The sequence below is a fragment of the Streptomyces sp. PA03-5A genome, from assembly GCF_033792725.1.
Classification (GTDB): domain Bacteria; phylum Actinomycetota; class Actinomycetes; order Streptomycetales; family Streptomycetaceae; genus Actinacidiphila.
In genome coordinates, this window is record NZ_JARAVL010000001.1 from 233,310 (window position 1) to 254,972 (window position 21,663).

Genomic DNA, 21,663 nt, shown 5'->3' on the forward strand with positions numbered 1-21,663 from the left:
GCGGGTCAAGAAGGGGACGCGAAAGCCGTTCGGCAATCGGGTCGATCGATGTCGGTACCAACCAGTAGGGTTCCGCTCGCCCTTCACATCGGCTTCACACGGACCCCAGGTGATCTCCTTGACCACGCCGACGCCGTCGCCCGCGCAGTCCCAGCACCCGTCCCAGCCCCAACCCCAGCCGCAGGCACAGGCGGTGCCGCCGGCCGCTCGGCCGAGGCCGCTGCCGCCCTTCGGGCAGGAGGTGCCCGGTTACGGACGCTCCTGCCTGTTCTGCGGCTCGGTGCCGGCGGTCCAGGCGACCGTCCGGGGCCACCAGGGCATGGTCGTGATGATGCGCTTCCTGAAGGTCCGGGCGCCGTTCTGCCGGCGCTGCGGCATCGCCAAGCACCGCGAGATGGTCTCCAACAGCCTGGTGCAGGGCTGGTGGAGTCCGACCTCGATGCTGTTCAACCCGCTCACCCTGCTGGTCAACCTGTTCCAGCGCTGGAAGATCAACCGCCTGCCCGAGCCGGTCCCCGGCGCCCCCGGCACGCCCGCCGACCCCGGCCGGCCGATCCTGCTCCGCCCCACCGCCCTGGGCCTGCTGATACCCGTCATCCTCATCGGCGGCGGCTGGCTGGTGCTCCACGACGACGCCGAGTACGCCGAGGTCGGCGACTGCGTCCACAGCAGCGGCGACGTCCTCTTCCCGGACGTGTCGGTCGTCGACTGCGGTTCCGCGAAGGCCGAGTTCGAGGTCGTCGGGCGCTTCGACGACACCGCCGACACCGGCCGCTGCGACGCCTACCCCCGCACGGTGGCCACGTTCCGGGCGGAGCACGGCTCGACCAAGTACGTCCTGTGCCTGGCGCGGAACGACAACACCTGACCGCCGCCCGCGCGGACCGCCGGACCGGGCCTCAGCCGCGGCTCCACTTCTGGTCGTCCGCGCCGGTGCAGCTCCACAGCCGCAGCCTGGTGCCGTTGACCCCCGGTGAGTCCTCCGCCTCCACGCACTTGTCGGCCTGGACGTTGACCAGGTCGTGAGCGGCGTTGAGGCGGAACTGCTGGGCGCCGGTACCGTTGCAGTCCACCAGCTGGACGGCCGCGCCGTCGTCCCGCGAACCGCCCGCGACGTCCATGCACTTGCCCCGGGAGCGAATGCTGCCGTCCGGCTTGATCTGCCAGGACTGCGCCGCGCTGCCCGTGCAGTCCCAGATCTGCAGCGGCGAGCCCCACGGAGGGCTGCCGTCGATGCAACGGCCCGAGTCGTGGCTCCGGATCGCCGTGCCGGAGCCCGCGGCGGAACGGGACGGGCCGGCGGTGGGATGCTGCACCGCTCCCCCGCCCGTGGCGCCGGCCGTGGCCTTGCCCCCGGTCGCGCTCGGGGTGGCGGTCGGGCCGCCTCGGGAACCGGCCTCCGGCGACCGCCGCCCGGTGTCCCCGGGGGACGGTGACCGCCCGCCGGAGGGGCTCGCAGTGGCGGGGCCGGCCCCCGGTGCCTCGCCGGCCGGGCCCTCGTCCGCGAGGGTGGCGGCGGCCGGGCCGTGGTCCTCCTCACCCGAACCCCGCACGAGGAACGGCACGCAGACCAGCACGCCGACCGCGAGACCCGCGCCGAGCAGCAGGAGCGGGCGGGACCACCCGCGGCGCGCACGGGAAGGCGCGGGCTCCGCCGCGGCGGGGGCCTGCGGGCCCGTCCCCACAGCCGTCGCCGGCAGGTGCCCCTCGTCGTGCGCGGGCGCGGGCGCGGTACGGGACGCGAAGGCGAGCCCGGCCGCGAAGCCGTCCGCGTAGGAGGACTCCGGTTCCGCGGCCTCCTCGGGCCGCTCGGGAAGGGCGGCGGCCTGCCTGGCCCGCAGCGTCGGGGCGTCGCCGCCGGTCCAGTCCGGGGGGTTCCGGCTGGTGGTGGCGGATGCGTCGGCGATCGCGGACGTCCTCCGGGTCCGCCGTGGCAGCGCCGTACCGGCGGGGGACGGCGCCGCCGGGGTCTCGTCGGCCGTGGGCGCCGGCCCGTCGGGAGAAGCCGTCATGAATCCTTCCAAACCCAGATGTGCACACAGCAGCCCCGCCGCGTGGTCCGGAGCTGCTTTCGGCACACCGTCCCCCAGGGGCATCCGCGCTGCGCGGTCAGCCCGGACAGGGCTCACGCGGCAGTGCAGCTCGCACCCTAGCAACCGCTCCCGGCCGTGACGACGCGCCTGATGACGGCACTGTGGCCGCCCGGTGAACGGAGGTCGTCCTGTGGGTGACGGTGTCCCTCAGGGCCTGCGGCGGTGGGGTTCCCACGTGCGGCGGACGTCGTTCCACAGGTAGCGGGTGCCGGCGCCCTCGGCCCCGCCGGTCGTGGCCCAGACACCCTGCGGGTGGTCGCCGAGGGTGTCGGTCCAGGCGATCTCCAGGCCGGCGACCTCCGGATGGCCGAGGTCCAGCCGCTGGAACTGGGCGACCGCCTCGACCGGCAGCAAGGGGTGCACCTGCACCCGGGTGCGGGAGGCCTCGTCCTCCAGCCGGAGCACCCCGCCGCCCTCGCGCCGGACCGAACCGAGTTTCTGCACCGCCGCGATGAAGGCGGCCGCCGTCCGTTCCTCCTCGGTGGCCCCGCGCCGCCGCCACAAGCCCCGGCCGCCCATGCGCGCCGCCGTGATCTCGCCGAGCCTGGTCCCCACCGCCTGCAGGAACGAGCTCAGCAGGACCACCCCGCCCGCACCGACCACCGCGGACACCAGCTCCGGGATCGCGGACTGGTCACCGCTCCCCGGCCGGGCGTCCTCCCAGTGAGCCATCCCCGTCGCCCCCATCTCCCGTACGTCTCCGGTGTGTTGTCAGGGTAACGGCGGCGGCTACTGTGGCGCGCGTGATCATCTGGCTGAACGGCACTTTCGGCGCGGGCAAGACCACGACGTGCTCGCACCTGGTGCGGCTCGTCCCCGGCGCCCACGTCTTCGACACCGAACAGGTCGGTTTCATGCTGGGGCACGTGCTGCACGAGGCCGTGCCCGTACGGGACTTCCAGGAGTGGCCCCCCTGGCGGGCGCTCACCGTGGCGTCGCTCGCCCAGGTGCACGCCTACCTCGGCGGGACGCTGATCGTGCCGCAGACCGTGCTGGTGGAGGGGTACTGGCGGGAGGTCGAGGCGGGGCTGGAGCGGGCCGGGCTGCCCGTGCGGCACTTCCTGCTGCACACCGACCCCGCCACCCTCACCCGCAGGATCGAGCGGGACACGGTGGAGACCGGCGCCCGGCAGTGGCGGCTGGACCACCTGGAGGAGTACGCCAAGGCCCTGCCCTGGCTGCGGGCGGCGGCGACGGTGCTCGACACGACCGCCGCGCCGCCGGAGGCGGTGGCGCGGCAGGTCGCGGACCTCACGCGGGCCTGAAGGACTCCCGCAGCTCGACCTTGCGGACCTTGCCGCTGACGGTCATCGGGAAGGCGTCCATCAGCCGCAGGTGGCGCGGCACCTTGTAGTGGGCGAGCCGGCCGCGGCAGAACTCGCCGAGCTCCTCCACCGTCAGCGCGGCCGCCGGGTCCTTGAGGATGACGCAGGCCAGGATCTCCTCGCCGTACCGCTCGTCAGGGACGCCGACCACCTGGACGTCCGCGATCTTGGGGTGGGCGTAGAGGAACTCCTCGATCTCGCGCGGGTAGACGTTCTCACCGCCGCGGATGATCATGTCCTTGATGCGGCCCACGATCTGCAGGTAGCCGTCCTCCCGCATCACGGCGAGGTCGCCGGTGTGCATCCAGCGGCCGGCGTCGATCGCCTCCGCGGTCTTGTCCGGCTCGTCCCAGTAACCCAGCATCACCGAGTAGCCGCGGGTGCACAGTTCGCCCGCCGTGCCGCGCGGCACCGTCACGCCGTCCGGGTCGACGACCTTGACCTCGACGTGCGGCAGCACCCGGCCGACGGTGCCGGTGCGGCGCTCGAGGTCGTCGTCCCGGCGGGTCTGGGTGGAGACCGGCGAGGTCTCGGTCATGCCGTAGCAGATGGACACCTCGGCCATGTGCATCTCGGCGACGACCCGCTTCATCACCTCGACCGGGCAGGGCGAGCCCGCCATGATGCCGGTGCGCAGCGAGGAGAGGTCGTACGTCGCGAAGTCCGGCAGGTTGAGCTCGGCGATGAACATCGTCGGCACCCCGTACAGCGAGGTGCAGCGCTCCTGCTCGACCGCGCGCAGCGTCGCCGCCGGGTCGAATCCGGGTGCCGGGATGACGATGCAGGCGCCGTGCGAGGTGGCGCCCAGGTTTCCCATGACCATGCCGAAGCAGTGGTAGAAGGGCACCGGCAGGCAGACCCGGTCCTGCTCGCTGTAGCCCACCTGCTCGCCCACGAAGTAGCCGTTGTTGAGGATGTTGTGGTGGGAGAGGGTCGCGCCCTTGGGGAAGCCGGTCGTGCCCGAGGTGTACTGGATGTTGACCGGGTCGTCGCAGGACAGTTCCGCCCCGCGCTCGGCGAGCTGCTCGTGGGGGACGTGGGCCCCGGCCTCGACGAGGGCGTCCCACGTCGGGTCGCCGATGTACACGACCTCGGTGAGCGAGCGGCACCCGCCCCGCACCTGCTCCACCATGGCGCGGTAGTCGCTGGACTTGAACGCGGTGGAGGCGACCAGCACCTCGATGCCGGCCTGGTCGAGCACGAACGCCAGCTCGTGGACGCGGTAGGCCGGGTTGATGTTGACCATGATCGCGCCGATGCGGGCGGTGGCGTACTGGACGAGCACCCACTCGGGGCAGTTGACGGCCCAGATGCCCACCCGGTCGCCCTTGCCGACGCCCTTGGCGAGCAGGCCGCGCGCCACGTCGTCGACGGCGGCGCCGAACGCGGCGTAGGTCCAGCGGCGGCCGCTGGGGACGTCGACCAGCGCGTCGCGGTCCGGCCAGGCGGCGACGGCCCGGTCCAGGTTGCGGCCGATGGTGTCGCCGAGCAGCGCGGTGGTGCCGGTGCCGCTCGCGTACGACGGCTCGACGGGGCTCGCGGGGGTGCTCACCTGTGGTCCTCCTCGCGGTACTCGGTGCCGACGGCACCCTCGGCGGTGCGCCGGCGCAGCTCGATGCGGCGGATCTTGCCGGACACGGTCTTGGGCAGCTCGGCGAACTCGATGCGCCGCACCCGCTTGTACGGGGCGAGCACGGCCCGCGAGTGCGCGAAGAGCGCCGCGGCGGTCTCCGGGCCCGGCTCCCAGCCCTCGGCGAGGACGACGTACGCCTTGGGCACGGCCAGCCGCAGCGGGTCGGGCGCCGGGACGACGGCGGCCTCCGCCACGCACTCGTGCTCCAGCAGGGCGCTCTCCAGCTCGAAGGGGGAGATCTTGTAGTCGGAGGCCTTGAAGACGTCGTCGGCGCGCCCGATGTAGGTGATGTAGCCGTCGGCGTCGCGGGAGCCGATGTCGCCGGTGCGGTACCAGCCGCCGGCCATGGCCTCGGCGGTGCGCTCCGGGTCGCCCTCGTAGCCGGTCATCAGGCCCACCGGGCGGGCGGACAGGTCGAGGCAGATCTCCCCCTCGTCGCCGGGCTTGCCGGTGACCGGGTCGAGGAGTTCCACCGTGTAGCCGGGGCTCGGACGGCCCATGGAGCCCGGCTTGAGCGGCTGCCCCGGCGGGTTGGAGACCTGGACGGCCGTCTCGGTCTGGCCGAAGCCGTCCCGGATGGTGAGGCCCCAGGTGCGTCGCACGTGCTCGATGACCTCCGGGTTGAGCGGCTCGCCGGCGGCGACGACCTCGCGCGGCGGGGTGCGCAGCGCGCCGAGGTCGGCCTGGATCAGCATCCGCCAGACGGTGGGCGGCGCGCAGAAGCTGGTGACGCCGGCCCGGTCCATCTCGGCCATGAGGCGGCCCGCGTCGAAGCGCGCGTAGTTGTGGATGAAGACCGTCGCCTCGGCGTTCCACGGCGCGAAGAGGTTGGACCAGGCGTGCTTGGCCCAGCCGGGCGAGGAGATGTTGAGGTGGACGTCGCCGGGGCGCAGGCCGATCCAGTACATCGTCGCCAGGTGGCCCACGGGGTAGGACAGGTGGGTGTGTTCGACGAGCTTGGGCTTCGCGGTGGTGCCCGAGGTGAAGTACAGCATCAGCGGGTCGTCGCCGCGGGTGTCCCCGTCGGGCGCGAAGTCCGCGGGGGCGTCGTACGCGTCCTCGTAGGCGTGCCAGCCCGCGGGCGCGCCGCCGACGGCGATCCTGGTGTACTCCCCCGGCACCTGGTCGAACTTCGCCGCGTCCGCCGCGCGGACGATCACGTGCCGGGCCCGGCCGCGCTCCACGCGGTCGGTGAGGTCGGCGGGACCGAGCAGCGGGGTGGCCGGGATGACCACGGCCCGCAGCTTCATGGCGGCCAGGGCGGTCTCCCAGAGCTCGGTCTGGTTGCCCAGCATGACCACGATCCGGTCGCCGGCGCCCACCCCGAGGCCGCGGAGGCGGTTCGCGACCCGGGCCGAGCGCTCGGACATCGCGGCGAAGGAGACGGCCGACTCGGTGCCGTCCTCCTCGACGATGTGCAGGGCGGTGCGGTCGTTGTCGCGGGCGATGACGTCGAACCAGTCCAGCGCCCAGTTGAAGTGCTCGGGCCGCGGCCAGCGGAAGCCCTCGTACGCCGCCTTGTAGTCCTCGCGGTGGCGCAGCAGGAAGTCCCGGGCCTCCCGGAACTCTTCCGTCCGGCTGGTTGCCGTCATGTGTCCTCCTCGTTGCCGGCCCGCTCAGTAGCATCCTGTTGTCAGTGACGAGGCTCTCACTACCCCCGGACGGGGGTGAAGGAGCGGCGAGGGCGTGACGGGATCGGGCGAGGCGGCGGAGCTGCGGGCGGCGCTGCTGCGGATGAGGCGCACCAGCGGTCTGCCGGTGGCCTTCGGAGGGCTGCTCCCGGAACCGGGGCGGCTGCGGATCTCCGAGCTGTCCGGCACGGCCACGGCCTCCCTCCAGGGGCTCACCGTCACCGCGGGCAACGGCCTCGGCGGCAAGACGATCGCGCTCTCCCGGCCGCTCGCCGTCACCGACTACAGCACGTCGCGGGTGATCAGCCACGAGTACGACGCGGCGGTGGGCGCCGAAGGCCTGCGCTCGGTCCTGGCGGTGCCGGTGGTCGTACGGCGCCGGGTGCGCGGGGTGCTCTACGGTGCGCTGCGCCATCCGCTGGCGCTCGGCGACCGCCCGGTGAGCGCCGCGGTGGAGGCCGCGCGCGAACTGGAGCAGCGGCTGGTGGTCCGGGACGAGGCCGACCGCCTGCTGTCGACGTGCCGGCAGCCGACCACGGGCGACCCTGCGGCCTGGGAGGAGGTCCGCGAGGCCCACGGGGAACTGCGGGCGCTGGCCGGCCGGGTCGCCGATCCGCTGCTGCGGCAGGAACTGCTCGCCGCGTGCGGCCGGCTGGCGGCGGCGACCGGCGCCGCCGGTGCCGGGCAACGCTCCCCCACCGGGTGGCCGGTGGCGCTCTCCTCCCGGGAGCTGGACGTACTGGCGTGCGTGGCCACGGGGGCCACCAACGCCGCCGCCGCCGACCGGCTGGGGCTGCGCCCGGAGACGGTCAAGAGCTACCTGCGCTCGGCCATGCGCAAGCTCGGCGCCCGCACCCGCCTCGAGGCGGTCGTCGCCGCCCGCCGTGCCGGCCTGCTCCCCTGAGGTGCCGGCCCGCGCGGACCGCTGCGGACCCGGTGCGACATTGACGACAAAGCGGCCGCGTCGGCCGCTCCCCGGTGGCGCGTTCACCCGCAAAGCACCGTGAGCGGGGCAGGACCGGAAGTCCGGACAAGCCGCCATGTTCGGTTCACCCAGGGTTATTTTGGGGTTTGACCGCCGGCGGGATCGGACCGATCATTCGGGGTGTGTCCACCGGCACGCGCGGGACGGGGGCCGGCCTGACGAATGGTCCGGTGTTCAACAGACCGTTGCCCCCGTGCGTTTCCCGATGTGCCGCCCATTGCACGACATCCATTCGGCGACGGCGGTGAATTTCCCTACACCGGACGGAAGTCGAAGGGCCGCGCCCGCACCGGCGGATTTCCGTGGCTCTTTGCATAACATTGTCCCGGACACGACACGAGGGGAGCGGCGACCGTGGAGCAGGTCTTCGACGTGCCGGCCAGACCCCGACCCGACCAGGTGATCGGGCGAGGTGACGTCCTCGCGCGGGCCCGCGGGCATCTGGCCCAAGGGGGCAGCCTGCTGCTGTACGGACCTGCCGGAATCGGGAAGTCCACCGTATTGCGGACGCTCGCCGAGGAATACGGTGGCGAGCCGACGGTACTGCGCTGTTCCGCCACGGAGTCCGAATCGCACCTGCCCTTCCTCGCCCTGGTCGATCTGCTCGGCCTGGTCGCCGACCAGGTGTCCGACAGCCTTCCCGCACCGCAGCGGGCCGCGCTGGAGTCGGCGCTCACCGGCCGCGGGGAGTCCTCCCTGCAACGGGACGGGCTCGCCCTGCGGCTGGCCGTGCTGTCGGTGCTGCGGGCACTGGCCGCCGACGGCCCGGTGCTGATCGTCGTGGACGACCTGCAGTGGATGGACCCCGCCAGCGCCGAGCTGCTGGCCTTCGCGGCCCGCCGGGTCGCCGAGCTGCCGGTGCGGGTGCTGGGCGCCGTACGCACCGAGGCCGATCCGCAGGACCAGCACGACCGCTACCTGCGCGCCTTCCCGCAGGACGTGCGCACGCTGCGGGTGACCCCGTTGTCCCGGCCGGAGGTCTCCGAACTCCTCGACGGGCGCGGTCACACCGGGCTGCCGCGGGCGGTCGTCCGGGACATCCACCGCACCAGCGGCGGCAATCCGCTCTTCGCCCTGGAGCTCGGCCGCGCCCTCGCGGAGAGCCGCACCCCGCCCCGCCCCGGGGAGCCGCTGCCGGTGCCGACCTCGCTGCGCACCCTGGTGCTCAACCGGCTCGAGATGCTCTCCGCGGACACCCGCCGCACCCTGCTCATCGCCAGCGCGGGCGCCCGCCCGACCCTTGCGACGCTGCGCAGCGCCGGCCGCGCCAACGCCGAGAGCGAGACGGGCGTGGCCGCCTCGCTCGGCCTGGTGGAGATGGACCACCACGACGGCACCGGCCTGGTGCGATTCGCGCACCCGCTGATATCCGCGGCGCTGTACGCGGAGGCGACCCCGGAGGACCGGCGCAGCGCCCACGCCGCGCTGGCGTCGGCGGCCGGCGACCCGATCGAGCGGGCCCGGCACCTGGCGCTGGCGACGAGCGGCAAGGACGAACGGGTCGCGGCGAGCCTGGCCGAGGCCGCGGACGAGGCCCGGGCCCGCGGCGCCCCCTCGGTGGCCGCCCAACTCGGCCTGCTGGCCGCCCGGCACACCCCCGAGGGCGCGGTGCCCACCGCGGACGAGCGGCGGCTGCGGGCCGCCGAGGACGCGCTGACCGCCGCCGAGCCCGAGCTCGCCCGGGCCACCGCCCGCGAGGTGCTGGCGCAGGCCACGGTCCCGGCGGACCGGGTGCGGGCGTGGAGCGTGGTGATCGACTCGGTCGGGCAGGCCCTGTCCGAGGTCGACGACGTCTTCCCGCAGGCCCTGGCGGACGCGGGCGACGACCCGCGGCTGCAGGGCCTGGTGCGCTACCAGCTCGCCTGGCGGGCCCTGGTGGACGGCCAGATGCACGAGGCGCGCGCCGAGGCCGCCCGCTCGGCGGCGCTCGCCGCGCGGGCCGGCGACCGGCGCACCGAGTTGCTGGCGCTGTCCTTCAAGGCGCTCAACGAGACGTTGGTAGGGCATCCCGACGCCGCCGCGACCCTGGCCCAGGCCTCCGCGGAGCCGCAGGACCCGGACGTGGCCATGAACCACAACGGCCCGGTCTACATCCGCTCCCGCTACCTGCTGATGAGCGATCAGCTCGACGAGGCGCGCACCGCGCTGACCTGGCTGGCCGGTGAGGCCCGTCAGCGGGGCGCGGTGGAGAGCGAGGTCTACTCGGTGCGCAGCCTCGCCGAGATCGAGCTGCGCTCCGGCCGCTGCGGCACGGCGCTGGACCTGGCCCGCGAGAGCCTGCGGCTGGCCGAGGACACCGGCATCGGCGAGGGCTTCGCGCTGCAGATCTCGGCCCTGACGGAGGCGGCGGGCGGCACGGTGGAACGCGCCCTGTCCCTGGCCGGGGACGCGGTGCGGCGGGCCGAGGCCGACAGCGACATGCCGTACATGACACGCGCGTTGTACGCGCTCGGGCACGCGCGGCTGGTCGGCGCCGACCCGCAGGGCGCGGTGGACGCGCTGCGGGTGGTGCGCGCGCTGGAACGCGAGATGGGCGTGACGGAGCCCGCGCGCGGCCGCTGGCAGGGCGACCTGGCCGAGGCACTGGTGCTGACCGGCGCGCTCGGTGAGGCGCGTGAGGTCATCGACGAGACCCGCAGGCACGCCCTGCGGCTCGGCCGGCAGAGCATCCTGGCCGTCCTGGAGCGCGCCGAGGGGATGCTGCTCGCCGCCCGCGGCGACACCGACGGGGCGGTGGCGGTGCTGAACGGGGCCCGGCAGCGGCTGGTCGCGCTCGGGTACGGGCTGGAGGAGGCGCGCGCCGTCTTCGCGCTGGCCCAGGTGGAGGCGGACCGGCGCAACCGCGCGGCGGCCCGGGTGGCGCTGGACGAGGCAGGCCGGTTGTTCCGGCGGTCGAAGGCCCTGCCGTGGCTGGGGCAGGTGGGCCCGGCCCCCGCGGCCCCCTCGGCGGCCGCGCCGCCGGAGCTGGACGGGCTGGCCTCGATGGAACGTCAGGTGGCCGCGCTGGTCCTGGAGGGTGCCACCAACCGGGAGATCGCCGCGACGCTGTTCATCAGCGTGAAGACGGTCGAGGCGACCCTGACCCGGGTCTACCGCAAGCTCGGCATCCGCTCACGGGTGGACATCGTGCGACTGGCCGCGGGCCGCCGGGCCGGCTGAGGCGAGCCCGGCCCGGCGGCGCTGTTCGGCGCACACCGGACACGTGACGTGACCGAGGGGTTTCCCTACGCAACCGGGGTTAGGGGGTTCCCTCATTGGGGCGCGGGGGCCGCGACCCTAGCCTGGGTCCCGCACAGAGCAAGCAGGTTGACCCGTCCCACGAGTGCACGTGCGCCAACTCGCCCCTCGTTCACGGTCGTCGACGATGACGTCGGCCCAGGCCGTGCCGTACGCGTGGGATGAAGCGCCGCCCCACCGGTGACCCGCGCGTTCCCCCCACCGGCATCCTGAGGAGCTCCACGTCAGGGCTCGACCGTGCGAGGAAGGCCGCCGCGGTCGCGGCGACCGCGGCCGCCGGGGCGGCGGCCCGAGTGAACTCCTGACCATGAGTCAGGCTGCGCCAGGGGTCGCTGCGGGCTGCCACGAGCCGCCCGCAGCGACCCCTCTCCATGTCAGCGGCCGCGGTCGGCGGCGTCGACCGCGGCGTAGATGCGGTCGAAGACGGGCCCCAGGCTCTCCAGCTCGCCCGGCTCCAGCGGGTCCAGGACCATCCGGCGCACCGTCTCCACGTGCGCGGGCGCGGAGGCCACGAGCTTCTCGTACCCTTCGGGCGTGAGGATCGCCAGGGTGTAGCGGCCGTCCCCGGGGTCCGGCTCGCGGCGGACGAAGCCCTGGTGCTCCAGGCGCCGCACCACGTGCGACAGCCGCGACAGGGACGAGCTCGCCCGGTCCGCGAGCACGCTCATCCTGATGGTGTGCCGCTCCTGCTCGGAGAGCATCGCGAGGACGTGGTACTCCATCCAGTTCAGGTCGGCGTCGCGCTCCAGCTCGCGTTCCAGGGCCGGCAGGAGCCGGGCCATGACCCTGGCCATCGACATCCACGCGGTCAGCTCGCCGCCCTGCAGCCAGCGCGGCTCCATCGCGGCGGGGGCGGGCGGTACCGCTGTGTTCTTCGTCATGCTCCCCAGGCTATCGGACCGCTTGAAGCTTCAAGTCGATCTGCTACAGTGCACTTGAAGCTTCAAGTTGAAGCTTCAATTCGTACCCCCCCCAGCACCGCACAGATCGGGAATCACGCCTCATGACCAGGATCGGCATCATCCTCGGCAGCACCCGCCCCGGCCGGAACGGCGAGAAGGTCGCCCACTGGGTCGTCGAGCAGGCCGCCAAGCACGCTGGCGACGCGACCTTCGAGCTCGTGGACCTCGCCGACTACCCGCTCCCCCACCTCGACGAGCCGATCCCGCCGGCCATGGGCCAGTACCAGAACGCCCACACCAAGGAGTGGGCCGCCAAGATCGCCGGCTTCGACGGCTTCATCTTCGTCACCCCGGAGTACAACCACTCCACCTCGGGCGTGCTGAAGAACGCCATCGACTACCTGCACGCCGAGTGGAACCACAAGGCGCTCGGCGTCGTGTCCTACGGCTCCGTGGGCGGCGCCCGCGCCGCCGAGCACCTGCGGCTGATCGCCGGCGAGCTGAAGATGGCCGACGTGCGCTCCCAGGTCGCGCTCTCCCTCTTCACCGACTTCGTCAACTTCAGCGAGTTCGCCCCCGGCGAGCACCAGGCCGCCAGCCTGTCGACCCTCATCGACGAGGTCATCGAGTGGAGCAGCGCTCTGGCGCCGCTGCGCGGCTGACCCCGCACCGGTCCGGCGACCGGGCAGGGCACGCGAGGACCGGGGCCGAGCGGGGTGATCCTCCGCCCGGCCCCGGCGTGCTGCCCGTTCCGGTCAGGCGAAGCGCACGTCGTGGTGGTCGGCCTCCGGGTCGGAGGCGGCGAGCAGCCGCCTGCCCTCGGCCTCCAGCGCGTCACGGTCGGCGGCCGCGAGCGGCGCGAACGACACCACCGTGACGACCGCGGAGCCACGCGACCGGTCGGTGCTCCAGGTGCCGGCCACGAATCCGTCGACGAGGACCGTGCCGCGGACGATGCCGTTGGCCGTCATCACCCGGCGGACGTGCTCCCGGGCGAGGATCCGCGAGCGGTCGGCGTGGGAGAGCACGAGGTTGTCGAAATCCGCGACGAAGCGGGCGCCCACCGGCAGGTCCGGGTCGGGCAGGGGCGCGGCGTCGGGGGCGTCGTAGAGCACCCGGCCGTCCTCGTCGCGGTAGCCGCGCAGATCCATCGAGGCGAAGACCTCGCGCAACCCGGTGAGCCCCGACCACTTCTGCGCGTCGGCGACGGAGGCGGGGCCGAAGGCCGCCAGGTAGCGGCGCACCAGCTCCTGGGGGTCGCAGGCCGCGGCAGGGGGACGTCCGAGCCAGGACCCGGCCGTGGTGTACGCGGTCCGTCCGGACACCCCCCAGACGCCGCGCGGCGGCACCTGCACCAGCGGCAGCCAGTTGCGCAGCGCGTTGACCAGGGAGGCGGGATCGGCGTCCGGCCAGCGCGGGCCGAGCAGGTCGCGCAGCTCGCCCGGGGTGCGCGGCTCTTCCTCGACCAGCGCCCGGCAGGCGGCGACGGCCTCGTCGCGGTCCACCCCGCGCACCCCCGGGCCCCAGGTGCCCTGGGCGATCTGCCGGTCCAGCAGCGGCTGCAGCACCGGCCGCAGCCGCAGGGCGTCGTCCGCGGTGACCAGGTGGACGGTGCCGCGCAACAGCGCGATCCGGACGACCCCCCGGTCCAGCAGCAGACGGGACAGGTCGCCGAAGGCGAAGCCGTCGAGCCGGGTCCACAGCGCGGCGTACGCCGCGTGCGGGGCCTGGGACTGAAGGCCCACCAGATGCCCGACCGCCTCCAGGGGGCCCATCGCCGACCGCTCCAGCAGCAGTTGCCGGTCCAGCAGGGCCCGGTTGAGCGTACGGCGGCCCAGTACGGCCCCCGGTGTCGTCCTGCGCATGCGGACACCGTACGGCCCGGAAGAACTCGGGGGTAACGCTCGCCCCGGCCGTGCCCGGGAGTGTAGACATAGCCTATGGCCGGGCCGAGCGATCACCGCGCCTCCAGGGAGCGGGGGCTGCGAGCGCTGCTGGCCGGACGCAGCGTGGCGGGACAGGTCTTCCTGCTGCAGGTCGTGGTCGTGGTGCTGCTGGTCGCCGCGGCGGTCGTCGAACTCGTCGTCCAGGCACGGCACGACAGCCAACAGGAGGCCCGCAACCGGTCGGTGGCGGTGGCGACCACCTTCGCGAGCTCGCCGGGCATCGTGGCGGCGCTGGAGTCGCCCGACCCGACGGCGGTCCTGCAACCGGAGGCCGAACGGGCCCGCCGGCTCTCCGGTGTGGACTTCATCGTGGTGACGGACCGGCAGGGGATCCGCTACACCCACCCCAAGCCCGACCGCATCGGCAAGACGTTCGTCGGGGACATCGAACCGGTCCTGCACGGCCGGATGGTCACCGAGAACATCGTCGGCACCATCGGCCCGCTGGTGCAGGCGAACGTGCCGGTCCTCGACGACCGGGGCGAGGTCGTCGGCATGGTGTCCTCCGGCATCACCATCGCCAAGGTCAGCGGCGCGGTCAACGACCAACTGCCGGTCATGCTGGGCGTCGCGGCAGCGGTGCTGGCCCTGGCCACCGGCGGCACCTGGCTGATCGCCAGACGCCTCACCCGGCAGACCAGGGGCCTCGGCCCGGTCGAGATGACGCGCATGTACGAGCACCACGACGCCGTACTGCACGCCGTGCGCGAGGGCGTCCTCATCCTGGACGGCGACCGGCGGCTGCTGCTCGCCAACGACGAGGCACGACGTCTGCTGGACCTGCCCGCCGACGCGGAGGGCCGGCCCGTCACAAGGCTCGGGCTCGACGAGCGGGCCTGCGAACTGCTGGCCTCCGGCCGCGACGCCACCGACGAGGTGCTGCCCGCCGGCGACCGGCTGCTGGTGCTCAACAACCGCCACACCGACCGCAACGGCGGCCCGCCGGGCAGCGTGGCGACCCTGCGCGACGCGACCGAACTGCGGGTGCTGTCCGGCCGCGCCGAGACCGCCAGGACCCGGCTGCGGCTGCTGTACGACGCGAGCATGGGCATCGGCACCACGCTGGACATCAGCAGGACCGCCGAGGAACTGGCGCAGGTCTCGGTACCGCGCTTCGCCGACTACGTCACCGTGGACCTCGCGGCACGGGTGCTGCGCGGCGACGAGCCGCTGACGGGCCCGTCGGTGGAGATGCGCCGGGTCGCGGTGAACGGCATCCGCGACGACCACCCGCTGTACCCCGCGGGGCACCCGCTGCTCTTCGTGCCGTCCAGCCCGCAGGCGGCCGGCATCGCCGGCGGCAGGGCCGTCCTGGAGCCCCGGCTCGCGGACTCCCCCGGCTGGCAGGCGCAGGACCCGCAGCGCAGCGCCCGGGTCGTCGGCTTCGGCATCCACTCGCTGATCTGCGCCCCGCTGAGCGCCCGCGGCGTGCTCCTGGGGATGGCCAACTTCTGGCGCTCGCAGGCCCCGGAGCCCTTCGACGAGGATGACCTCACGCTCGCCGAGGAACTGGCGGCGCGGGCCGCGGTGTGCATCGACAACGCCCGCCGCTACACCCGCGAGCACACGATGGCGGTCACCCTGCAGCACAGCCTGCTGCCGCGGGAACTGCCCCGGCTGACCGCCCTGGACGCTGCCTACCGCTACCTGCCCGCGCAGGCGGGGGTGGGCGGCGACTGGTTCGACGTGCTGCCGCTGCCCGGAGCGCGGGTCGCCCTGGTGGTGGGCGACGTCGTGGGCCACGGGCTGCACGCGGCCGCCACGATGGGCCGGCTGCGCACCGCGGTGCACAACTTCAGCACCCTGGACCTGCCGCCCGACGAACTGCTCGGGCACCTCGACGAGTTGGTCGGCCGGATCGACCAGAACGACTCCGGGCCCGCCGGCGACGGCGCCGCCCCCGCGGGCACCACCGTCGCGGGCGCGACCTGCCTGTACGCCGTCTACGACCCGGTGACGGGCACCTGCACGATGGCCCGCGCCGGGCACCTGCTCCCCGCGGTCGTGCACCCCGACGGGACCGTGGAGTTCCCCGACGTACCGGCCGGGCCGCCACTGGGCCTGGGCGGACTGCCCTTCGAGGCGGTGGAACTGACGCTCCCCGAGGGCAGCAGCCTGGTGCTGTACACCGACGGCCTGGTCGAGGACCGCGACCGGGACATCGACGAGGGCCTGGAACTCCTGCGCCGTTCCCTGTCCCGGGCCGGCCGCGACCCCGAGCAGACCTGCCGGGACGTCTTCGAGACCATGCTGCCCGCCCGGCCCGGCGACGACATCGCGCTCCTCGTCGCCCGCACGCGGGTCCTGCCCGCCGACCGCGTCGCGGACTGGGACGTGCCCAGCGACCCCGCCGCGGTCTCCGGCGTGCGCGCGGCGGTCCAGCGGCGGCTGGCGGCGTGGGGGCTGGAGGAGCTGTCCTTCACGACGGAGCTGCTGCTGAGCGAGCTCATCACCAACGCCATCCGGTACGGGGCCGAACCCATCCGGGTGCGCCTGATCCTCGACCAGGCGCTGATATGCGAGGTCTCCGACGCCGGCAGCACCTCCCCGCACCTGCGCTACGCGGCCGCGACGGATGAGGGCGGGCGGGGGCTGTTCCTCGTCTCGCAGTTCGCCGAGCGCTGGGGCACGCGCTACACGCCCGAGGGCAAGGTGATCTGGGCCGAGCAGCTGCTGCGGTAGCCGTCCGGGGTGCGTTCTGTGGGGCCCGGTTGTCGTGTGCGGGTTGTTTGCGCCTGCGCACAACAGCCGGGCGACCCGGCGCAGCCGCCCGCACCTTCACACCCCGCACAGCCCCGCAGGGCGCGCACCGTGGATCGGGTCGTCCACGCCCCTCAGGGGACGCCCCGATCCCCCGTGGCGGTGGGCCACGATCTCCGCGGCGATGGACAGCGCGGTCTCCTCGGGCGTGCGGGCGCCGAGGTCGAGCCCGATCGGGCTGTGCAGCCGGGCCAGTTCGGACTCACCGAGGCCCGTCTCGCGCAGCCGGGCCAGGCGCTGCTCGTGGGTGCGCCGGGAGCCCATCGCGCCGACGTAGGCGACGGGCATGCGCAGGGCCCGCTCCAGCAGCGGTACGTCGAACTTGGCGTCGTGGGTGAGGACGCAGACGACGGTGCGGCCGTCGACCGGGGTGCGCTCCAGATAGCGGTGCGGCCACTCGACGACGACCTCGTCGGCCTCCGGGAAGCGCCGGGCGGTCGCGAAGACCGGGCGTGCGTCGCAGACCGTCACCCGGTAGCCGAGGAACGTGCCGACCCGCACCAGGGCGGCGGCGAAGTCGATCGCCCCGAACACCAGCAGGCGCGGCGGCGGGGTGGCGGCCTCGACGAGCAGGGTGAGCGGCTCACCGCAGCGGCTGCCGTCCGCGCCGATGTTGACGGTGGCGGTGCGGCCCGCGTCCAGCAGGGCGTGGGCCTCGGCCGCGGCGGTGCGGTCCAGATCCGGGTCGCCGAGGGTGCCCTCGTACGATCCGCCGGGGCGCACCAGGAGGGTGCGGCCGGGCAGGCCGGCGGGACCCGCCACGACCCTCGCCACGGCCGCCGCCTCCCCGCGGGAGGCGGCGGCCAGTGCCGCGGTGAGCTGCGGCTGCGCCCCGGGCACGATCCGCTGGACGAAGATGTCGATGACGCCGCCGCAGGTCAGCCCCACGGCGAAGGCGTCGTCGTCGGAGTACCCGAAGCGCTGGAGGACCGGCTCGCCGGTCTCCAGCACTTCTTGGCAGAGTTCGTAGACGGCGCCTTCCACGCACCCGCCGGACACGCTGCCGACCGCGGTGCCCTCGGCGTCGACGGCGAGCGCGGCGCCGGGCTGCCGGGGGGCGCTGCCGCCGACCGTGACGACGGTAGCGACGGCGAACGGCCTGCCCTGGGCGGACCAGCGGTCGAGCTCGTCGGCGATGTCCAGCATGGCGGGGACTCCTTCTAGCTGACGCCGAGCCAGCCCTCGAGCGGGTGCAGGGCGAAGTAGACGACGAAGACGGCCGTGAGCACCCACATGAAGACCCCGGGCTCACGGAACCTGCCCTGGGCCGACTTGATCGCGGTGTACGCGATGACCCCGGCGCCGACCCCGGCGGTGATGGAGTACGTGAAGGGCATCAGGGCCACGGTGAGGAATACGGGCACGGCCACCGAGCGGTCGCCCCAGTCCACGTGCCGGGCGTTGCCCATCATCATGGCGCCGATCACCACCAGGGCCGCCGCGGCGACCTGGCCGGGGACGATCTGCGCCAGCGGGGTGAAGAACAGCCCGGCGGCGAAGAGCACGCCGGTGACCACGGAGGACAGGCCCGTACGGGCGCCCTCGCCGACGCCGGTCGCGGACTCGACGAAGACGGTCTGACCGGAGGCCCCGGAGAACCCGCCGACCGCGCCGCCCGCGCCGTCGATGAACAGGGCCCTGCCGAGCCCCGGCATGCGTCCCTGGTCGTCGGCGAGCTCCGCCTCCGTGCCGACGCCGATGATGGTGGCCATCGCGTCGAAGAAGCCGGCCAGCACCAGCGTGAAGACGATCATGCCGACGCTCAGGGCCCCGATGTGCTGCCACCCGCCGAACTCGACCTGCCCGAACAGCCCGAAGTCGGGCGCGGAGGCCAGGTGTCCGGGCAGTTCGGGGACGGTCAGTCCCCACACCTTCGCGTCGGTGCCGCCGGCCGCGTGGACGGCCACGGCCAGGACGGTACCGGTGACGATGCCGATGAGGATGGCACCGGGGGTCCCGCGCGCCTGGAGCATGAAGATCAGCAGCAGGGTGACGCAGAAGACCAGCACCGGCCAGCCGGCCAGCTGTCCGCCGGCACCCAGGGTGAGCGGGCTGCCCTCGCCCCGGCCCACGAACCCGGCGTTGACCAGCCCGATGAGGGCGATGAACAGGCCGATGCCGATGGTGATCCCGTGCTTGAGCGGCAGCGGGATCGCGTTCATGATGACCTCCCGCAGACCGGAGACCACCAGAGCCACGATCACCACGCCGTACAGCACGCACATCCCCATCGCCTGGGGCCAGGTCATGTGCGGGGCGACCTGCGTGGCGAGCACCCCGGAGACGGACAGCCCCGCGGCGAGAGCGAGCGGCACCTTGCCGACGAGGCCCATGAGGAGGGTGGAGACGGCGGCGGCCAGCGCGGTCGCCGTGATCAGCCCGGTCTGGCCGAGCCGGTGCCCGTCCACGTCGGGCCCGGACAGCAGCAGCGGGTTGAGCAGCAGGATGTACGCCATCGCCATGAAGGTCGTCAGACCTCCGCGGAGCTCGCGGGCGACGGTCGAGCCGCGTGCGGATATGTGGAAGTACCGGTCGAGCCTGCCGCGTCCGGCCGGCGGGCGCGGCTGCGCGCCGGGACCGTCCGGGGCGGTTCTGTGCAGGGCTGACGGGGTCGACTGGGTCATGCGGTGCCACTCCCAAGGTTCACAGGGACACCCGGACGGCCTGCGCCGTGCGGGATTTGGGATGGTCCGCAGCACGACCCGGGGGACGGCCCGAGAGTGGTGCGGCGACCGCCCGGCGCCGGACGGCGCCGGGCGGAGCTGTCTCACGTACCGGTCAGGTGCTCCGGCCGCACCGGTACGCGGGCCAGGGCCAGACCGGTCGCCGCGCGGATCGCGGCGACGACGGCCGGGGTGGAGGACAGGGTCGAGGCCTCGCCGACGCCGCGCAGCCCGTACGGGGCGTGGTCGTCGGCGAGTTCGAGGACGTCGACCGGGATGGGCGGCGTGTCGAGGATGGTGGGGATCAGGTAGTCGGTGAAGGACGGGTTGCGCACCGTGGCCTTGTCGGAGACGAGGATCTCCTCCATGACGGCCAGGCCCAGGCCCTGGGTCGTGCCGCCCTGGATCTGGCCGACGACCGACAGCGGGTTGAGCGCCTTGCCGACGTCCTGGGCGCAGGCGAGTTCGACGACCTTGACCAGGCCGAGTTCGGTGTCCACCTCCACGACGGCGCGGTGCGCGGCGAAGGAGTACTGGACGTGCCCGCGACCCTGGCCGGTGCGCAGGTCGAAGGGCTCGGTGGGGCGGTGCCGCCACTCCCGCTCGACGTCGATCGCCTCGTCACCCAGCACCTCGGCGAGCTCCGCCAGCACCTCCCCGCCGTCGGTGACGACCTTGCCGCCCTCCAGCAGGAGTTCGGCGGTGGCCCAGGCGGGGTGGTGGGTGCCGAGCTTGGCGCGGCCCATCTCCAGGACGCGTTCGCGCACCGCCTCGCAGGTGTGCTTCACCGCGCCGCCGGTGACGTACGTCTGCCGGGAGGCGGAGGTGGAGCCGGCCGAACCGACCTGGGTGTCGGCGGGGTTGATGGTGACCTGGGTGACGCCGAGTTCGGTGCGGGCGATCTGGGCGTGGACGGTGACGCCGCCCTGGCCGACCTCGGCCATCGCGGTGTGGACGGTGGCCACCGGCTCGCCGGCGATCACCTCCAGGCGGACGCGGGCGGTGGAGTAGTCGTCGAAGCCCTCGGAGAAGCCGACGTTCTTGATGCCCACGGCGTAGCCGACACCGCGGACGACGCCCTCGCCGTGGGTGGTGTTGGACAGCCCGCCGGGCAGCGCGCGGACGTCCACGGCGCCGCCGGCGCTCTCCCACTCCCGCTCGGGCGGCATCGGCATCGCCTTGACGCGGCGCAGCAGTTCGGCGACGGGCGCCGGGGAGTCGACGACCTGCCCGGTGGGCAGCGTGCCGCCCTGGGACATGGCGTTGAGCCGCCGGAACTCCACCGGGTCCATGTCGAGCGCCGCCGCGAGCTTGTCCATCTGCGCCTCGTAGGCGAAGCAGGCCTGGACCGCCCCGAAGCCGCGCATGGCGCCGCAGGGCGGGTTGTTGGTGTAGAGCGCGAGCGCCTCGATGTCGACGTCGTCGATGACGTACGGGCCGGCGCTGAGGGAGGAGGCGTTGCCGACGACGGCCGGGGAGGAGGAGGCGTAGGCGCCGCCGTCCAGCACGATGCGGCACCGCATGTGGGTGATCTTCCCGTCGCGGGTGGCGCCGTGTTCGTAGTGCAGCTTGGCGGGGTGCCGGTGGACGTGCCCGAAGAAGGACTCGAAGCGGTTGTAGACCATCTTGACGGGCCTGCCGGTGCGCAGCGCCAGCAGGCAGGCGTGGATCTGCATCGACAGGTCCTCGCGGCCGCCGAAGGCGCCGCCGACGCCGGAGAGCGTCATGCGGACCTTCTCCTCGGGCAGGCCCAGGACGGGCGCGATCTGGCGGAGGTCGGCGTGCAGCCACTGGGTGGCGATGTAGAGGTCGACGCCGCCGTCCTCGGCGGGGACGGCGAGGCCCGACTCGGGGCCGAGGAAGGCCTGGTCCTGCATGCCGACCTCGTAGTCGCCGGTGACGACCACGTCGGCCCGCCGGGCGGCCGCGTCGGCGTCGCCGCGGACGATCGGCTGGCGGTGCACGACGTTGGGGTGCGGGACGTGGCCGCTGTGGTGGTCGGTGCGGCCCGCGTGGAGCAGGGGCGCGTCCGGGGCGGTGGCGGTCGCCTCGTCGACGACGACGGGCAGCTGCCGGTACTCGACCTTGATCTTGGCGGCGGCGCGCCGGGCGGTCTCGGGGTGGTCGGCGGCGACCAGCGCGACCGGTTCGCCGTGGTGGCGGACCCGGCCGTGGGCCAGGACGGGGGTGTCCTGGATCTCCAGCCCGTAGTGCCGCACGGCGGTCGGCAGGTCGTCGTAGGTGAGCACGGCGTGCACACCGGGCTGGGCCAGCGCCTGCGAGACGTCGAGGGAGACGATCTCGGCGTGCGCGTGCGGGCTGCGCAGCGTGTGGCCCCAGAGCATGTCCTCGTGCCACAGGTCGGAGGCGTAGGCGAACTCCCCGGTGGTCTTGAGGACGCCGTCGGGGCGCAGGGTGGACTCGCCGATGCCGCCGCGGGTCTCGCTGCCCTGGGTGGTGGGGGTGGGGGTGCGGGTCACGCCCATGG

Annotated in this window: 15 protein-coding genes; 6 read left to right on the plus strand and 9 right to left on the minus strand. The window is 73.9% G+C overall.

Going from position 1 to position 21,663, the window contains the following annotated elements; translation table 11 throughout:
- Positions 1-118: 118 nt before the first annotated feature.
- Positions 119-868 (plus strand): LppU/SCO3897 family protein, encoded by a 750-nt coding sequence (locus tag PV410_RS01105; RefSeq protein ID WP_500321675.1) that lies wholly within the window; start codon positions 119-121, stop codon positions 866-868.
- 31 nt (positions 869-899) lie between these two features.
- On the opposite strand, the gene PV410_RS01110 is transcribed toward PV410_RS01105, so the two are convergent.
- Both PV410_RS01110 and PV410_RS01115 read right to left on the minus strand, forming a co-directional pair.
- Positions 900-2,012: a ricin-type beta-trefoil lectin domain protein gene (locus PV410_RS01110; RefSeq protein ID WP_500321676.1), complete on the minus strand. Its 1,113-nt coding sequence runs from the start codon at positions 2,010-2,012 to the stop codon at positions 900-902.
- Between the two features lie 228 nt (positions 2,013-2,240).
- Complete coding sequence (locus tag PV410_RS01115) at positions 2,241-2,765, minus strand: hypothetical protein (protein WP_500321677.1); 525 nt, start codon at positions 2,763-2,765, stop codon at positions 2,241-2,243.
- Between the two features lie 71 nt (positions 2,766-2,836).
- Between PV410_RS01115 and PV410_RS01120 the strand changes: the two genes are divergently transcribed.
- Positions 2,837-3,358: an AAA family ATPase gene (locus PV410_RS01120; protein ID WP_500321678.1), complete on the plus strand. Its 522-nt coding sequence runs from the start codon at positions 2,837-2,839 to the stop codon at positions 3,356-3,358.
- Here the strand turns inward: PV410_RS01120 and PV410_RS01125 are convergent.
- Complete coding sequence (locus tag PV410_RS01125) at positions 3,345-4,970, minus strand: AMP-binding protein (RefSeq protein WP_500321679.1); 1,626 nt, start codon at positions 4,968-4,970, stop codon at positions 3,345-3,347. The genes PV410_RS01120 and PV410_RS01125 overlap by 14 nt on opposite strands.
- Positions 4,967-6,643 (minus strand): AMP-binding protein, encoded by a 1,677-nt coding sequence (locus PV410_RS01130; RefSeq protein WP_500321680.1) that lies wholly within the window; start codon positions 6,641-6,643, stop codon positions 4,967-4,969. The genes PV410_RS01125 and PV410_RS01130 overlap by 4 nt, the downstream gene beginning before the upstream one ends.
- A gap of 94 nt (positions 6,644-6,737) precedes the next feature.
- On the opposite strand from PV410_RS01130, the gene PV410_RS01135 reads away from it, so the two are divergent.
- Together PV410_RS01135 and PV410_RS01140 are read left to right on the plus strand one after the other, a co-directional pair.
- Positions 6,738-7,586 carry a helix-turn-helix transcriptional regulator gene (locus PV410_RS01135; protein ID WP_500321681.1) on the plus strand — a complete coding sequence of 283 codons (849 nt, stop codon included), beginning with the start codon at positions 6,738-6,740 and terminating at the stop codon, positions 7,584-7,586.
- A gap of 435 nt (positions 7,587-8,021) precedes the next feature.
- Positions 8,022-10,826 carry a helix-turn-helix transcriptional regulator gene (locus tag PV410_RS01140; protein ID WP_500321682.1) on the plus strand — a complete coding sequence of 935 codons (2,805 nt, stop codon included), beginning with the start codon at positions 8,022-8,024 and terminating at the stop codon, positions 10,824-10,826.
- Positions 10,827-11,278: 452 nt separating this feature from the next.
- On the opposite strand, the gene PV410_RS01145 is transcribed toward PV410_RS01140, so the two are convergent.
- Complete coding sequence (locus tag PV410_RS01145) at positions 11,279-11,785, minus strand: MarR family winged helix-turn-helix transcriptional regulator (protein WP_500321683.1); 507 nt, start codon at positions 11,783-11,785, stop codon at positions 11,279-11,281.
- A gap of 122 nt (positions 11,786-11,907) precedes the next feature.
- Between PV410_RS01145 and PV410_RS01150 the strand changes: the two genes are divergently transcribed.
- Entirely contained in the window at positions 11,908-12,468 is a 561-nt protein-coding gene (locus tag PV410_RS01150; RefSeq protein WP_500321684.1) for an NADPH-dependent FMN reductase, read from the plus strand.
- A 93-nt stretch (positions 12,469-12,561) separates the two neighbouring features.
- Here PV410_RS01150 and PV410_RS01155 read toward each other — a convergent pair whose 3' ends face one another.
- Complete coding sequence (locus tag PV410_RS01155; protein ID WP_500321685.1) at positions 12,562-13,671, minus strand: winged helix DNA-binding domain-containing protein; 1,110 nt, start codon at positions 13,669-13,671, stop codon at positions 12,562-12,564.
- Between the two features lie 75 nt (positions 13,672-13,746).
- Here PV410_RS01155 and PV410_RS01160 point away from each other — a divergent pair, with 75 nt between their 5' ends.
- A complete protein-coding gene (locus tag PV410_RS01160; RefSeq protein ID WP_500321686.1) occupies positions 13,747-16,434 on the plus strand; it encodes a SpoIIE family protein phosphatase in 2,688 nt (895 codons plus the stop codon).
- A 96-nt stretch (positions 16,435-16,530) separates the two neighbouring features.
- Here the strand turns inward: PV410_RS01160 and PV410_RS01165 are convergent, their stop codons facing one another.
- The 3 genes from PV410_RS01165 to pucD form a co-directional block, all read right to left on the minus strand.
- Positions 16,531-17,658, minus strand: a complete 1,128-nt coding sequence (locus PV410_RS01165; RefSeq protein WP_500321687.1) for an XdhC family protein — start codon at positions 17,656-17,658, stop codon at positions 16,531-16,533.
- A gap of 14 nt (positions 17,659-17,672) precedes the next feature.
- The gene (locus PV410_RS01170; protein WP_500321688.1) at positions 17,673-19,136 is read right to left on the minus strand and encodes an NCS2 family permease; all 1,464 of its coding nucleotides are present in this window, start codon (positions 19,134-19,136) and stop codon (positions 17,673-17,675) included.
- A 143-nt stretch (positions 19,137-19,279) separates the two neighbouring features.
- A complete protein-coding gene (pucD, locus tag PV410_RS01175; protein WP_500321689.1) occupies positions 19,280-21,661 on the minus strand; it encodes a xanthine dehydrogenase subunit D in 2,382 nt (793 codons plus the stop codon).
- Positions 21,662-21,663 lie beyond the last annotated feature (2 nt).

Coding starts and splice junctions, on each gene's coding strand:
- PV410_RS01110 (WP_500321676.1), bottom strand. CDS start 2,012: ATGACGGCTTCTCCCGACGGGCCGGCGCCCACGGCCGACGAGACCCCG.
- PV410_RS01115 (WP_500321677.1), bottom strand. CDS start 2,765: ATGGCTCACTGGGAGGACGCCCGGCCGGGGAGCGGTGACCAGTCCGCG.
- PV410_RS01130 (WP_500321680.1), bottom strand. CDS start 6,643: ATGACGGCAACCAGCCGGACGGAAGAGTTCCGGGAGGCCCGGGACTTC.
- PV410_RS01145 (WP_500321683.1), bottom strand. CDS start 11,785: ATGACGAAGAACACAGCGGTACCGCCCGCCCCCGCCGCGATGGAGCCG.
- PV410_RS01150 (WP_500321684.1), top strand. CDS start 11,908: ATGACCAGGATCGGCATCATCCTCGGCAGCACCCGCCCCGGCCGGAAC.
- PV410_RS01155 (WP_500321685.1), bottom strand. CDS start 13,671: ATGCGCAGGACGACACCGGGGGCCGTACTGGGCCGCCGTACGCTCAAC.
- PV410_RS01160 (WP_500321686.1), top strand. CDS start 13,747: ATGGCCGGGCCGAGCGATCACCGCGCCTCCAGGGAGCGGGGGCTGCGA.
- PV410_RS01165 (WP_500321687.1), bottom strand. CDS start 17,658: ATGCTGGACATCGCCGACGAGCTCGACCGCTGGTCCGCCCAGGGCAGG.
- PV410_RS01170 (WP_500321688.1), bottom strand. CDS start 19,136: ATGACCCAGTCGACCCCGTCAGCCCTGCACAGAACCGCCCCGGACGGT.
- pucD (WP_500321689.1), bottom strand. CDS start 21,661: ATGGGCGTGACCCGCACCCCCACCCCCACCACCCAGGGCAGCGAGACC.